This is a genomic window from Comamonas aquatica (assembly GCF_018064205.1).
Taxonomy (GTDB): Bacteria; Pseudomonadota; Gammaproteobacteria; order Burkholderiales; family Burkholderiaceae_C; genus Comamonas; species Comamonas aquatica.
In genome coordinates this window covers 2,495,297-2,507,986 of record NZ_CP072916.1, presented here as the reverse complement: position 1 = coordinate 2,507,986, position 12,690 = coordinate 2,495,297, and the positions used below count along the sequence as shown (strand labels likewise).

General features: G+C 61.7%; 12 protein-coding genes. 6 read left to right on the top strand and 6 right to left on the bottom strand.

The window, feature by feature from the left end:
* Positions 1 to 70 precede the first annotated feature (70 nt).
* Positions 71 to 583, bottom strand: coding sequence for a universal stress protein (locus KAQ61_RS11855; protein ID WP_210929283.1), 513 nt, complete (start codon positions 581 to 583; stop codon positions 71 to 73).
* Between the two features lie 179 nt (positions 584 to 762).
* On the opposite strand from KAQ61_RS11855, the gene KAQ61_RS11850 reads away from it, so the two are divergent.
* The gene (locus KAQ61_RS11850; RefSeq protein WP_210929282.1) at positions 763 to 1,647 is read left to right on the top strand and encodes a LysR family transcriptional regulator; all 885 of its coding nucleotides are present in this window, start codon (positions 763 to 765) and stop codon (positions 1,645 to 1,647) included.
* A 485-nt stretch (positions 1,648 to 2,132) separates the two neighbouring features.
* Here KAQ61_RS11850 and KAQ61_RS11845 read toward each other — a convergent pair whose 3' ends face one another.
* A complete protein-coding gene (locus KAQ61_RS11845; RefSeq protein ID WP_210929281.1) occupies positions 2,133 to 2,570 on the bottom strand; it encodes an ASCH domain-containing protein in 438 nt (145 codons plus the stop codon).
* Positions 2,570 to 3,082 carry an EVE domain-containing protein gene (locus KAQ61_RS11840; RefSeq protein ID WP_210929280.1) on the bottom strand — a complete coding sequence of 171 codons (513 nt, stop codon included), beginning with the start codon at positions 3,080 to 3,082 and terminating at the stop codon, positions 2,570 to 2,572. The genes KAQ61_RS11845 and KAQ61_RS11840 overlap by 1 nt, the downstream gene beginning before the upstream one ends.
* Positions 3,083 to 3,793: 711 nt before the next feature.
* Here KAQ61_RS11840 and KAQ61_RS11835 point away from each other — a divergent pair.
* The 4 genes from KAQ61_RS11835 to KAQ61_RS11820 all read left to right on the top strand — a co-directional run bounded on the left by KAQ61_RS11835 (position 3,794) and on the right by KAQ61_RS11820 (position 6,498).
* Positions 3,794 to 4,066, top strand: coding sequence for a hypothetical protein (locus KAQ61_RS11835; RefSeq protein WP_244982882.1), 273 nt, complete (start codon positions 3,794 to 3,796; stop codon positions 4,064 to 4,066).
* A gap of 183 nt (positions 4,067 to 4,249) precedes the next feature.
* Positions 4,250 to 4,750: a heat resistance protein PsiE-GI gene (psiE-GI, locus tag KAQ61_RS11830; protein WP_210929279.1), complete on the top strand. Its 501-nt coding sequence runs from the start codon at positions 4,250 to 4,252 to the stop codon at positions 4,748 to 4,750.
* Entirely contained in the window at positions 4,728 to 5,321 is a 594-nt protein-coding gene (locus tag KAQ61_RS11825; RefSeq protein ID WP_210929278.1) for a M48 family metalloprotease, read from the top strand. Before psiE-GI ends, KAQ61_RS11825 begins: the two co-directional genes overlap by 23 nt.
* Before the next feature lie 22 nt (positions 5,322 to 5,343).
* Positions 5,344 to 6,498 carry a S1C family serine protease gene (locus tag KAQ61_RS11820; RefSeq protein ID WP_210929277.1) on the top strand — a complete coding sequence of 385 codons (1,155 nt, stop codon included), beginning with the start codon at positions 5,344 to 5,346 and terminating at the stop codon, positions 6,496 to 6,498.
* Between the two features lie 617 nt (positions 6,499 to 7,115).
* Here KAQ61_RS11820 and KAQ61_RS11815 read toward each other — a convergent pair.
* Both KAQ61_RS11815 and KAQ61_RS11810 read right to left on the bottom strand, forming a co-directional pair.
* The gene (locus KAQ61_RS11815) at positions 7,116 to 8,180 is read right to left on the bottom strand and encodes an alkene reductase (protein WP_210929276.1); all 1,065 of its coding nucleotides are present in this window, start codon (positions 8,178 to 8,180) and stop codon (positions 7,116 to 7,118) included.
* 210 nt (positions 8,181 to 8,390) lie between these two features.
* On the bottom strand, positions 8,391 to 9,404 hold the full coding sequence (locus tag KAQ61_RS11810; RefSeq protein WP_210929275.1) for a GlxA family transcriptional regulator: 1,014 nt from the start codon (positions 9,402 to 9,404) through the stop codon (positions 8,391 to 8,393).
* Between the two features lie 66 nt (positions 9,405 to 9,470).
* Here KAQ61_RS11810 and KAQ61_RS11805 point away from each other — a divergent pair, with 66 nt between their 5' ends.
* Complete coding sequence (locus KAQ61_RS11805) at positions 9,471 to 9,773, top strand: putative quinol monooxygenase (protein WP_007182542.1); 303 nt, start codon at positions 9,471 to 9,473, stop codon at positions 9,771 to 9,773.
* A gap of 252 nt (positions 9,774 to 10,025) precedes the next feature.
* Here the strand turns inward: KAQ61_RS11805 and KAQ61_RS11800 are convergent, their stop codons facing one another.
* Entirely contained in the window at positions 10,026 to 12,680 is a 2,655-nt protein-coding gene (locus tag KAQ61_RS11800; RefSeq protein WP_210929274.1) for an excinuclease ABC subunit UvrA, read from the bottom strand.
* Between the last annotated feature and the right edge of the window lie 10 nt (positions 12,681 to 12,690).

Sequence of the window (12,690 nt, the reverse complement as noted above, 5' to 3'; positions counted from 1 at the left end):
CCCGAGAGGGTGTGGGGCGTTGGGGGTAGCAGCGTGGCGCGGCGGGCATCAGCCGCCGCGGTGCATGCGCTCAGTTCGCGGCCATCCACAGGGCCAGCAGGCCCGCCCCCGTACCGACACCGGCCGGAATGCCCACGCGCTCCAGCCGCGAGGCCGCTTCGCCCGCGATCACCTCCACGGGCACGCTGGTGCGCTCCAGCACCTGGTTGGTGACCGAGTTCTCGACCAGCCGGACCAGGGAGCTCTTGCGCGCCGTGCCCATGACGATGGCATCGCACTGCAGCCGGCGTGCGGTCTCGACAATGCAGTCGACCCTGTCGCCCACTTCGCAATGCACGGTGTAGGCCAGCCCGGCGCTGTCCAGCAGCTGCCGCACCGGCGCCAGGGCCTGCCGGGCCTGTTCCCGGTGGAACTCCATCCGGCCTTCATCGCTGCTGTGGTCGCTGATGAATTTCGAGAAGGGTGGCTGCACGTTGAGCAGGTGGATGTCGAGCGCGCGGTGCTTGCCGCATTCGCTGATGACGTGGCGTACCGCACATTGCGAACTGGCGGAACCATCCGATGGGACCAGGACTTTCAACATGGCGCGTCTCCTTGCAATAGGTTGGCCTGTCAGGAACATCGCGTGCAGGTCCGGTGACGGTCCAAGGGCTGTGCCGTGGGAAGGCCGCCGGTCTTGCACAGAATGCAGCCCCACGATAGCGGGGCACCGGATTTGTAAAAGCAGATAATTGGGAAACCTCAGTTCTGGAAAACCGAACCATGGGCCCTGGCTTCAGTTACCGGCATCTGTACTACTTCTGGGTGGTCGCCAAGGAGGGGGGCATGGCCCGCGCCGCAGCCCGCCTGGGCATGGCCGTGCAGACCGTGAGCACCCAGGTGCGCGAGCTGGAGCGTTCGCTGGGCTATGCCTTGTTCAAGCCTGCCGGACGGGGCGTGGCGCTGACCGAGGCCGGCATCGCCGCCATGCGCCAGGCAGAGCAGATCTTCCAGTTGGGGGAACAGTTGCCCGACGTCGTGCGCGACGCCGTGGGTTCGCCCTCGGTCCGACTGGTGATCGGCATTTCCGATGAGCTGCCCAAGCTGGCGGTCCGCAGCCTGATCCAGCCGGTGCTGCGCGAGCCCCACTTGCGGTTGCTGTGCCTGGTCGACGAGTTCGAGGACTTGCTGGGCGATCTGGCGCTGCACCGGCTGGACATTGTGCTGGCCGACCGTGCCGCGCCGCCCAATCCCAGCCTGAAGGTGTACAGCCACGCGCTGGGGGCCTCGGCCCTGGCCTGGTACGCGCCGGCCTCGCTGTACGCGGCTGCGCGCCGGGGCTTTCCGGATTCTCTGGCGCGCGTGCCCGTGCTGCTGCCCACCACCCACGCGGCCGTGCGTGCCCGGCTGGACCAGTGGTTTGAGCGCCTGGGGATCAAGCCGCACGTGGTGGGCGAATTCGAGGACAGCGCCTTGCTCAAGACCTTTGGTGCCGCCGGCATGGGGGTCTTTCCGATGGCCGGTCTGGTGCACGACGAACTGGTGTCGCGCTACGGGGTGAAGCGCGTGGGTGCTTGTGACGGCGTCGAGGAGTACTTCTTCGCGATCGGCGCCAACAAGAAGGTGCTGCACCCGTTGGTGCAAAGGCTGCTGCCCAACCAACGCTAGGAACGCCTGGCACGGTGTGGGTGCGTTGCGAGACCGGCAGGGCAGTGCAGCGGGTGAGGGCTGGGTGCCCCAAAGAAAAAGCGCCGTAAAGGCGCTGGTTGATTGGCTATCTGGCGGAGGCTGTGAGATTCGGCGTCAGTTGATAAAAGTTATTAAAAATCAACAGCTTATGAAGTTTTAAAAACTGCGTGTGTACCAATCAAATGGACCGCTTAGTGTACCAATAAGAAGCGTCTTGCAGTAGTGTGGCCGTAGACCTCAGTTGACTTAAATGTCAGTTAGCGCTGTCCAACGCTGTTGGTCATGAACAAAAACAACTGGCCTATTTGCAGCGGAAGCAGCCCTTCAACACCGAGAGCAAACGCGGCCGTTGCAGGCAACGGCCGCACCTCATGCCTCAACTCTAGCCTTGCAGGAAGTGCGTTTAGGTTAATAGTCGTTTGGCCTGACGGTAAATCGTCCAGCTATTCCTTGATAGCTGAACCTTAGGCGGACACTGTTAAAAGGCGCCGCCTGACCGGTGAATTGACGTCAAGTCGGCAATAGAACTGAGGCGGATGAAAACCCGGCATGACTGTTCGAAGGGCTTCAAGCGTGATGGGCTTCTTCAATTTCTTGGCACCAGACAGCGCCATCGCCGACGCCACAGCCACTCCGTCAAAGTAGCTCATGAACTCGGACTTGGCGAGGCCTGAGACGGAGCGGTATTTACGCCAGACGGTGCTTGGCGCGGCCGAGTAGATCGTGCCCACGGTCGCAAAACCAACGACTGCACCTACAGGTTTTTTTACGTAGAACCAAACCGTCGAGCCTGGCTCAACGTGCATGGTTCTGCGCCTTAGCTCCACTTGCTTAGTACCAGCGAGGATGTTGTTTGCATGGCGCTCGTCAAGTGATATGAGCACATGCTGGTTCGATTGCATCAAAGTCCTTTTTCTAGGATCGCCTGAACCTGCTCGGAAGACAGGCGTTGGCAAGTAATCAGTTGGTGTGCCTCGCCGCAATTCAATGCCTTGAGCTCATGCAAAGGTACAGGCCTGGGAAGGCGCAACACATTGTCGAACACCGTGATGGTCTTGGTTTTCGAGACCCCGATGCTGGAGAGTTGGCTGCTATCCAACACCGAGGGTGCCAAGTCGTCGGTCTGCATGGCAGCTTCATCGCGAAGGTAGGCACGTAGTACGCGACCAACAGCAATGACAGCGCCGGCCCCTCCGTTCTTCACGGGCTCGTAGAAGAACATCAAATCACCGCGCGAATAGTTCTTAAGCGTCTTCTTGTCGCTAAGGTAGTGGCGCAACGGTGCGAGATGTGCCTTTCCTTTGGGTAGGAAAGAGTCCTGCGGTGAGTCCGCCAAGAGATGCTCCTCAAATTGCTGTTGTGGGTAATTAAAGTCGTAAACCGGCAAATAAAGTCGTAAACACAGGGCAAGCATTCATGCGGGTTTGCGGGGCGGTGATTTGTAACCGTAAAGTCGTAAACCCAAGCGGCTCTTTGTGATTTTTGCCAGTTATATCTAGACTTTCATCGCTGCAGATTGATCTCTTTTGCTACGAAAAAAGCGCTCTGATGGAGCGCTTTTTCTTCTATGGGGCAGGCGCTGCATGTACAGCGAGGTATAGAGGGCGTCTGATCACACAAAGAGTCGCTTGAAGAGTCGATAGGTTCTATCAGGCAGTTATGAGCGTAGAAGCATGTTTGGAGAGCACACGACTGGAGGGCAGCCGAGGCTGAGCAGCCGTTTGCTTCAGTTGATGCAGACGACTGCTATGCAGCGTGAGCGGTCGGTCAATCGGCTCGGTGAAAACGTCATCTCACGGCCAGGACCGGTATCTCACGTTGGTCAGCTTGCCGAGTTGTCAACTAGCTGCCCGATGACAGTTCGGCTACCGACTTGAGCGATCCTGCAGATCATTATTTGCACGCCAGCTCACATCAGGGCAGTAGAACGATTTCCGTAGGGAATGCCTAAACAGCCCTCACGCCCTGCTGAGTTGTAGGCGATGGGGCGATGCCGGCGCATGAGTTCGAGCAATGGCTACACACTTGGCAGGTACCCTTATCCTGGAAGGGATTCAAACCTGACAGTCGCTCCGCGCTGCCCGTGCCGTTCACATACGTCGACCACCGGGTCTGGATTTCCCAGATGATCGACTATCTGTCAGGTAAGACCCAAGTGCCGCCTCAACCCGAAGCACTCCAATACTGGCAGGATCAAAGTGGCCGCCCTACGTTCTTCGGCAAGGATCCTGATGATCAGGTCGATGTCCTGCATCAGAGCATCCAGCAGTTAGCGCACACCCTGAGTGAAATGAAAAATGCCGGCCGTGTCGAGGCATTGAGGGCTGGCATCGACAAGTTGCAACATTTGCAGGCGGATCTGCTGGGATTGCTGCCGCCAGATCAGAAGCCGGATTGATGCCATGCATGGGACAAAGGGTTGACGTGCAAGAGGCTGATCCACCCATCGGCGGCGCCACGGGCGCGCAGGACACTATGCGCTGGGTGGCTTCGCAATTGCCTCGGCAATCCAGGTGTAATCGAGTCGTCTTCTCGGACTCCCCGTTCCATTAACGTTTCATTGAAAGAGAGAGCAACGCTTATGCATAAGGAATCTGGCCACACGGCCCTTGACGAGATGCGCTCCCAGTGGCGGTTGATGACGGTTTACGAGCGCTTCGAGCAGGTCGTCGCCCTCGTTCTGTCGGCGGTAATTGCCGTCATCATCGTGGTGTCGCTGTTCCAGCTCATCGCCATCGTCTTCACGCTGCTGGTCCTCGATGCCTTCAATCCCCTGGATCACAAGGTATTCCAAAGTGTGTTCGGCATGATCATGACGCTCTTGATCGCGATGGAGTTCAAGCATTCCATCGTGCGCGTGGCGCTGCGTCGGGACAGCATCATCCAGGTCAAGACCGTGATCCTCATCAGTCTGATCGCGCTGGCGCGCAAGTTCGTGATCCTTGACCCCGAGGCGAGCCCCGCAAAGATAGCCGCGCTGGCAGGCGCCACGCTGGCTCTGGGTGCGACCTACTGGCTGCTGCGCAAGCGCGGCGACCGCGCCGCCGAGACCTCTGAGCATGACCCGTCATCATCCCAGTGATCCGCGCACGGCGCTGTTGCAACACCGCTGGCTCAACCGCCTGCAGACCGGGCTGTTGGTCCTGACCCTGGTCGGGATCGCAGCCGCAGCAGGGAGACTGTCGTTTGGGGAAGGCGGCCTGTGGCTCGCGCTGTTTGCCGTTGCAGGTGCGTTGCTGCTGGAACCGGTAGCCGCATCGGCGCTGAGCTTGCGCCTGTACCGCGTACGGTCCTTGCACCCGCAAGAAGCGCCCGAGATTTGGGCCATGTTGCGCGAACTGTCCGCCCGTGCCGGTTTGTCCGCCACGCCGGTGCCGCACTACGTGCCCAGCGGCATCGTCAATGTCAATGCCTTTGCCACCGGCTCCAGGCGCCTTGCCTCCATTGCCCTCACGGATGGTCTGCCCGGCTGGGGAAATCCCGAGCCGTCTTGGTTGCGCACGCATACGGCGGCAGAGGATCGTATCGCGCGCCTGATGGAGTTGGCGCCTCAGCCATCGCAGACCCTGCCGTTCCAAACGGATTATCTCGTGCCAAGGTCGTTCGCCCCGATGTGCCCACCACGCCGGGGCCTGAGCTGCCTTTGGCGCTAAATCACTCGAAGGAGCCTCCGTCATGTCTTCCCCCGGTCCTTACCCACAACGCCCAGCTCCGGATCATTTCGTCCGGCGGTGGCTCGTCATCACTGCGTGCGTTGCAGCACTCATGCTGTTCTGGCAGTTCCTGCCCGCCATCGAAGCCTGGTTCAGCCCGCGCCAAGCCGCTGAGCGCACCGTCACGCCGCGTGGCGATCTGGCCGCTGACGAACAGGCCACCATCGAGCTGTTCGAGAAATCCCGGGCATCGGTGGTCTACATCACGACGTCCCAACTGGTACGAGATGTCTGGACGCGCAACGTCTTTTCTGTGCCGCGCGGCACGGGTTCGGGTTTTATCTGGGATGACGCCGGTCATGTTGTTACCAACTTTCATGTGATTCAGGGGGCGTCGGAGGCCACGGTCAAACTGGCCGACGGCCGCGATTACCAAGCCGCGCTGGTCGGAGTGAGTCCGGCACACGATATCGCGGTGCTCAAAATCGGCGTCGGCTTCCAGCGCCCGCCCGCCGTTCCGGTCGGCACCAGCGCAGACCTCAAGGTGGGACAAAAGGTGTTCGCCATCGGCAACCCCTTCGGCCTGGATTGGACACTCACCAACGGCATCGTGTCCGCGCTAGATCGATCGCTGCCCGGAGAATCTGGCGGAGTGACCATCGAACACCTGATTCAAACCGATGCCGCTATCAACCCCGGCAACTCGGGTGGGCCGTTGCTCGATTCCGCCGGCCGCCTGATTGGCATCAACACAGCGATCTACAGCCCTTCCGGTGCATCGGCTGGGATTGGCTTCGCCGTACCGGTGGACACGGTCATGCGTGTGGTGCCACAACTCATCAAGACAGGAAAATACATCCGCCCGGCGCTTGGGATCGAGGTAGACGAGCAGCTCAACCTCCGATTGCAGGCACTGACCAGTACCCAAGGCGTGTTCGTGCTCCGTGTCGCCCCTGGCTCAGCGGCGCAAAAGGCGGGCCTGAGCGGTATCTCCGTTGGCCCCGAAGGCATCGTGCCGGGAGACCGTATCACAGGCATAGGTGGCGCTCCCGTCGACGATGTCGCCAAGCTGCTCGCACGGCTTGACGACCAAAAGGTAGGGGATGTGGTTGTCTTGTCAGTTGAGCGGGCCGGTAAGCCAAGGGAGGTGCGCGTGGAGTTGCAGCCTGGCGCCTGATCTGAAGTAGAGAACTTCTGGGGATCGGTAAAAAATAACGATGGATGCATCAAGTATTCGAGCCGCAGAAACTTGATGCCCTACACTTTGGTTGCCAAGGCTTTTTGCTTTTGGGCTCGGACCTCTTCTTGCGCTAGTCCTTATATCGGCAGCAGCTAGCAGCTCAGTTCTCGACGCACAGCAGAAGATCACGCTTGCATCTTGAGCCGCCGGTAAGTAGCGGCGGGCTGCCGTTCGCGGCCTAACCGTCACCTCCGGGCGTCTTACAGATAACCGTTATCCGATTGCCCGCAGTTTTACCAAGCCAAGGGCAGCTGACACTGGCGGTGCGCAGAATTACAGCGGTGTCTCGAGGGGCTGCTGCCGTAGATTGCGACCAGGAATTTCCGAACCTGACTGAACTCGATATGGGAGGATAGCGCGGCCTCGGCGCTACCTGAGCCGGAGACGATGTACGAGTTCGGCGGGCGGCGAAGCAAACCGAGGCAACTTATCAATTAAAGATCGTGATGGCGCACAACACTCGGTAGACGCCATCGATTCACAGCTTCGCAAGATCGAAGAGCAGAGCCTTGGGTATAAAGTGGCTCATTTCTTCGGTCTTCTGGGGCGGTGATTTACGCGACCTGCAGTGTCGGATAGTCTGTATAGCCCTTGGCGCCACCTGCGTAGAACGTGTTGGAGTCAGGCGTGTTCAGCGGTGCCTTGGCCCTGATGCGTGCGGGCAGGTCCGGGTTAGCCAAGAAGGCGGTGCCAAAGGCCACAGCGTCAAGCTTACCTTCGGCAATAGCTGCCTCTGCCTCATCAGCGCTGTAACCCATATTGCCCACCAACACACCCTTGTACTTTTCACGCGCTACGGGCATGACATCGGCCTTCTGCACGCCGAAGAAATCGGCCCGCATCACGTGCAGGTAAGCCAGCTTGAAGGCGTTGAGCTTGTCGGCCAAGAAACCGATGAGGGCCAGCGGGTCGCTGTCTTTCATGCTGTTGAAGCTGTTGAGGGGCGACAGGCGCAGACCCACACGTTCGGAACCGATGGCCTGGGTCACGGCAGTGAGTACCTCGAACAGCAAACGTGCACGGTTTTCCAGCGATCCGCCGTAAGCATCGGTGCGCTGGTTGGGCGTGTCGCGCAGAAACTGGTCAATCAGGTAGCCGTTGGCGCCGTGTACTTCCACACCATCAAAGCCGGCGGCAATGGCGTTGCGTGCGCCTTGAGCAAACGCGGCCACGATGCCGGGAATCTCTTCGATGGTCAGGGCGCGGGGCACCGCGTGCGGCACCTTGCCTTGGGGCGTGTGGATCTCACCCTCAATGGCGGTGGCACTGCTGGAGACAATGGGGGCGCCATCGGCAGCGCCAGGGTAGGCTGCGCGGCCAGCGTGCCAGATCTGCATGAAGATGCGTCCGCCCTTGGCGTGCACCGCGTCGGTCACCTGCCTCCAGGCTGCAATCTGCGCGTCGTTGTAGATGCCAGGCTCATTGACGAAGGCCGATGTACCGGGCGCCACCATGGTGCATTCGGAAATCAGCAGGCCGCCGGTGGCTCGCTGGCTGTAGTACTCGGCCATCAGCGCGTTGGGCATGTGGCCAGCGTCGGCACGGGCGCGTGTCAGTGGTGCCAGAAGGATGCGGTTGGGCAGGGTGAGAGAACCTACTTGAAGTGGATTGAATAGCATGTGGATGAAAACCCAGATTAGTGAACAGAAAACAGTGGTAAAGCTAACAGTGTTCCCAATACTCAGACCTTTGAAAGGTCACTGAAGACTGCTTTGGCACGGCTGGTGCTTTTGCACCCAACGCACGATGTAGTAGACACAAGTGGGTAAGCCTTTGCTTCCGACAGTTTCGCGGCGGTCTCCAGCCGTACATGCACCAAACGCCTTTGGTCATCCACCATGTCGCAACTCCCTGACACCCCTGCCCAGCTTGCGGCGCAACAGGGCCCGCAGCGTCACTCCATCCGAGTACCCGACCTGTGCGGCGACCTGGTCGACGCTGGCGTTGCTTGTGCGCAAGAGATGGACGGCATGCTCCACGCGCAAGTCCTGGAAATACGACAGCGGTGTCTTTCCCAAAACGCTTTGCAGCCGCCGCGCCAAGGTGCGCTCGCTTGTGCCCACGGCGCTGGCCGCCTCGGCCAGCGAGAACCCCTGCGCGAGCCGACGTCTGGCCCAGCACTCGAAGCGCTCTACCATCGGGTCGGCATGCGCAAGGTGGTCGGGAATCACGAACTCGGCTTGCGAACTGCGTGTCTCGATCAGCAGATAGCGTGCCACCAGGGCCGCCAGCGCCGGACTGCGCCCTCGGATGATGCGCAAGGCCAAGTCGACGTGGGCCAAAGCGGCACCCGCGGTGGTGAAGCGTGTCGAGTTCACGATCATGCGTGACTCGTCCAGCGCGACGTTCGGATAGCGCTGCCGAAACATCGGCCCCAGCCACCATGATGTCGTCGCACGATGCCCATCCAGCAGGCCACTCTCTGCAAGCAAGAAACTACCGGAGCAAGCGGCACCAAGGTGCGCGCCAGCGGTGGACCACTGCTGTAGCGCCGCGACCGCGTCGGGCACATCGGGTCGTGTGAGTCGAGCCGAGAGCGTGTCAGGCATCTTGTCGCCAAACGCGGGCACGAGCACGACGTCTGGTTCGGGCACACCATGCGCAGTGACCACGGGGACCGTCAAGCCTTGCGCAGTGCGGATGCGACGCCGCACACCCACCAGCGTGAGCTCTATGCGAGAGGGGGCCTGTGGCAGCGAGCCTGCCATCGCATTGGCTAAGCCCACTGTGTCAGTGAGCGCCGCAAGCCCCAGATCAAACACGCCATCACAAACAAGGAGGTGGAGTTTCATGGCAACAATGATATCAATGTTGTCATTATTGCCTATAGAGATGTCTGTCATGAAGACTTAGACTGCAGCCTCGTCGATCCCTTAACCTACTTTTCCATTTACCCAAAGGAATACAGCATGACCAAGCTCGCCCTGTTTGTTCGCCTCGAAGCTAAACCCGGCCAGGAGGCTGCGCTTGCCGACTTCCTGGCCAGCGCACTGCCGCTCGCCAACGCCGAGTCCGGCACCACGGCCTGGTTCGCATTGAAGTTTGGCCCTTCGACGTTTGGTGTGTTCGATGCCTTCGCCGATGAGGCAGGTCGCCAGGCACATCTGAACGGCCAGATCGCCGCGGCCTTGATGGCCAACGCCGCGACCTTGCTCAGTTCTCCGCCCAATATCGAGAAGGTCGAACTGCTTGCAGCCAAACTGCCTGCATGACAACTCGGCCTTGACCCAATCAGGTCACGCTACAGGATAGGGGTCACACAGCCCTACGTGCGATCCCCACCTCCTTGCTGTCATTCTTGCAGTCTATGGATTTTTCGGCGAGAAAAGGGCAGATTCAAACCTGCCCACCCACCCCCTTGAACTTCTCCACAAACGCAGCGATCTTCTGAAACACCGTCTGCTTCTTGGTGAGGTACTGCGGGTTCAGTGGACTGACCCTAATCAGATAGACAAAACCCTGCCTCACGTCCGGGCCCGCGCTAATTCCTGCGCAAGGAACGGAGCGGTTCTGCTGCCAGACGTTCGGGCCACCTGCTGAGGGGAGCCCGCCACCACGATGCTGCCGCCGGCAGCGCCTGCACCAGGCCCTACGTCGATCACCCAATCGGCCTGGGCCACCGCGCGCATATCGTGCTCGATCATCACCACGGTGTTGCCGGCATCGACCAGGCGCTGCAACTGCACCAGCAGCCGGTCAGCGTCCGACGCATGCAGCCCGGTAGTCGGCTCGTCGAGCACGTACAGGCTTCGGCCGCGCTGGCTGCGCTGAAGCTCGGTCGCCAGCTTGATGCGCTGCGCCTCGCCACCGGAAAGCTCGGTGGCCGGTTGCCCCAGGCGCAGATAGCCCAGTCCGATATCGCGCAGCAGTTGCAGTGGCCTTGCCACAGCGTCTTCACCCGCGAAGAATTCGCTGGCTTCGTCCACGGTCATCTGCAGCACCTCGGCGATGTTGCGCCCGTTCCATTGCACCTTCAGCGTGGCCTCGTTGTAGCGTGCGCCATGGCACGTCGGGCACGGCGCGTACACGCTGGGCATGAACAGCAGTTCCACGCTGACGAAGCCCTCGCCCTCGCAGGTCTCGCAGCGCCCCTTGGCGACGTTGAACGAGAAGCGCCCGGCGTCATAGCGGCGGCGTCGCGCATCGGGTGTGGCGGCGAACAGCTTGCGCACATGGTCGAACAGGCCCGTGTAGGTGGCCAGGTTCGACCGCGGCGTGCGCCCGATCGGTTTCTGGTCCACCTGCACCATGCGCTGTATGGCGTCCACGTCGCCCGCCAGACGACCGCCAGTCGCTTCGATCACTGCCGGCCCTTCGCTGGTGGCGCTTTCGGCCGCATCGTCTTCCGGCTCGTGGCCCAGGTGCAGCAGCACCAGCTCCGGCAGGGCCTGCGCCACGAGGCTGGACTTGCCCGAGCCGGAGATGCCGGTGACGGCCGTCAGCACGCCCAGCGGAATGCGCGCATTCACGCCATGCAGGTTGTGGCGGTGAATGTCCTGCAGCTCCAGCCAGCCGGTCGCTTCGCGTGCCCGGCTTCCCGGCGCGGGGATCTCATCGAACAGGTAGCGTGCAGTACGCGATTCGGCAATCTTGCGCAGGCCATCCGGCTCGCCGCTGTAGAGCACGCGGCCGCCACGCTCCCCAGCATCCGGCCCGACATCCACCAGCCATTGCGCGCGGCGCATCAGGTCCAAGTCGTGCTCCACCACGAACACCGAGTTGCCGGCGTCGCGCAGCCGGTCGAGCGCGTCGTACAGGGCCTGGCTATCGGAGGGGTGCAGGCCCGCGGAGGGCTCGTCGAGCACGTACACGACACCGAACAGCAGGGAACTCAATTGCGTGGCCAGCCGCAGGCGCTGCAACTCGCCGGCCGAAAGCGTCGGCGTGGCCCGGTCCAGCGTCAGGTAGCCCAGGCCCAGCCCACGCAGTTGGCGCAGGCGTGCCATCACGCCACCGGCCAGGCGCTGCGCGGCGAGGCGCTTTTCTTCCGATAGCGCCGAGGTGCGGCGCACGTCGGGCGATACCGCATGGACGGCGCGGCCGGAGGCCGCGCGTTCGGCACGGTCGCGTCGGGTCGCTTCCTTGTCCGTAGCCGCCCCCGCTGCATGGGCGCGGAAATCGCCCTGGGCGATGGGTTCGAGCAAGGCCGCCAACTGGTCCAGCGGCATCTGCATGAACGCGCCGATGTCCACGCCGGCGAAGGTGACCGACAGCGCCTCGGGCTTGAGCCGCTTGCCGTGGCAGGTGGGGCACGGTTTGCCCTCCATGAACCGGGACACGCGCTTTCTCATCAACGCGCTCTGGGTGTTGGCAAAGGTGTGCAGCACGTAGCGCCTGGCGCCGGTGAAGGTGCCCATGTAGCTCGGCTCCATCTTGCGCTTGAGCGCGGCGCGGGTTTCGGCGGGCGTGAAGCCGGCGTACACCGGCACCGTCGGTGTTTCCTCGGTGAACAGAATCCAGTCGCGATCCTTCTTCGGCAGGTCCTTCCACGGTCGGTCAACGTCGTAGCCCATGCTGACCAGGATGTCGCGCAGGTTCTGGCCTTGCCAGGCGGGGGGCCAGGAGGCGATCGCCCGCTCGCGGATGCTCAGGGAGGGATCGGGCACCATGATGGCCTCGGTCACCTCGTACACATGGCCCAGGCCGTAGCAGGTCGGGCACGCTCCCTGCGGCGTGTTGGGCGAAAAATCCTCGGCGTACAGCATCGGTTGGCCGGCCGGGTAGGCGCCGGCGCGCGAATACATCATCCGCACCAGGCTGGACAAGGTGGTCACACTGCCCACAGAGGAACGCGCGTTGCTGGAGCCCCGCTGCTGCTGCAGTGCCACCGCCGGCGGCAGGCCGTCGATCGCATCGACGTCCGGCACGCCGGCCTGGTCGATCAGTCGCCGCGCATAGGGGGCCACCGACTCGAAGTAGCGCCGCTGGGCCTCGGCATAGATGGTGCCAAAGGCCAGCGAGGACTTCCCGGAGCCGGAGACACCCGAGAACACCACCAGCGCGTTACGCGGGATGGAGACGTCCACCTCCTTGAGGTTGTTCTCGCGCGCGCCACGCACCTGCACGAGGCCGCTGGCCGCAGCGGCACAAGAGGATTCACCGAAAGAATTGTTTGGCATGTTCTTGACT

Excerpts from the sequence above, each read along its gene's own strand:
- KAQ61_RS11845 (WP_210929281.1), bottom strand. The coding sequence starts at position 2,570 with ATGCAATCGAACCAGCATGTGCTCATATCACTTGACGAGCGCCATGCA.
- KAQ61_RS11800 (WP_210929274.1), bottom strand. The coding sequence starts at position 12,680 with ATGCCAAACAATTCTTTCGGTGAATCCTCTTGTGCCGCTGCGGCCAGC.
- psiE-GI (WP_210929279.1), top strand. The coding sequence starts at position 4,250 with ATGCATAAGGAATCTGGCCACACGGCCCTTGACGAGATGCGCTCCCAG.
- KAQ61_RS11850 (WP_210929282.1), top strand. The coding sequence starts at position 763 with ATGGGCCCTGGCTTCAGTTACCGGCATCTGTACTACTTCTGGGTGGTC.
- KAQ61_RS11805 (WP_007182542.1), top strand. The coding sequence starts at position 9,471 with ATGACCAAGCTCGCCCTGTTTGTTCGCCTCGAAGCTAAACCCGGCCAG.
- KAQ61_RS11840 (WP_210929280.1), bottom strand. The coding sequence starts at position 3,082 with ATGCTTGCCCTGTGTTTACGACTTTATTTGCCGGTTTACGACTTTAAT.
- KAQ61_RS11855 (WP_210929283.1), bottom strand. The coding sequence starts at position 583 with ATGTTGAAAGTCCTGGTCCCATCGGATGGTTCCGCCAGTTCGCAATGT.
- KAQ61_RS11810 (WP_210929275.1), bottom strand. The coding sequence starts at position 9,404 with ATGACAGACATCTCTATAGGCAATAATGACAACATTGATATCATTGTT.
- KAQ61_RS11815 (WP_210929276.1), bottom strand. The coding sequence starts at position 8,180 with ATGCTATTCAATCCACTTCAAGTAGGTTCTCTCACCCTGCCCAACCGC.
- KAQ61_RS11835 (WP_244982882.1), top strand. The coding sequence starts at position 3,794 with ATGATCGACTATCTGTCAGGTAAGACCCAAGTGCCGCCTCAACCCGAA.
- KAQ61_RS11825 (WP_210929278.1), top strand. The coding sequence starts at position 4,728 with ATGACCCGTCATCATCCCAGTGATCCGCGCACGGCGCTGTTGCAACAC.
- KAQ61_RS11820 (WP_210929277.1), top strand. The coding sequence starts at position 5,344 with ATGTCTTCCCCCGGTCCTTACCCACAACGCCCAGCTCCGGATCATTTC.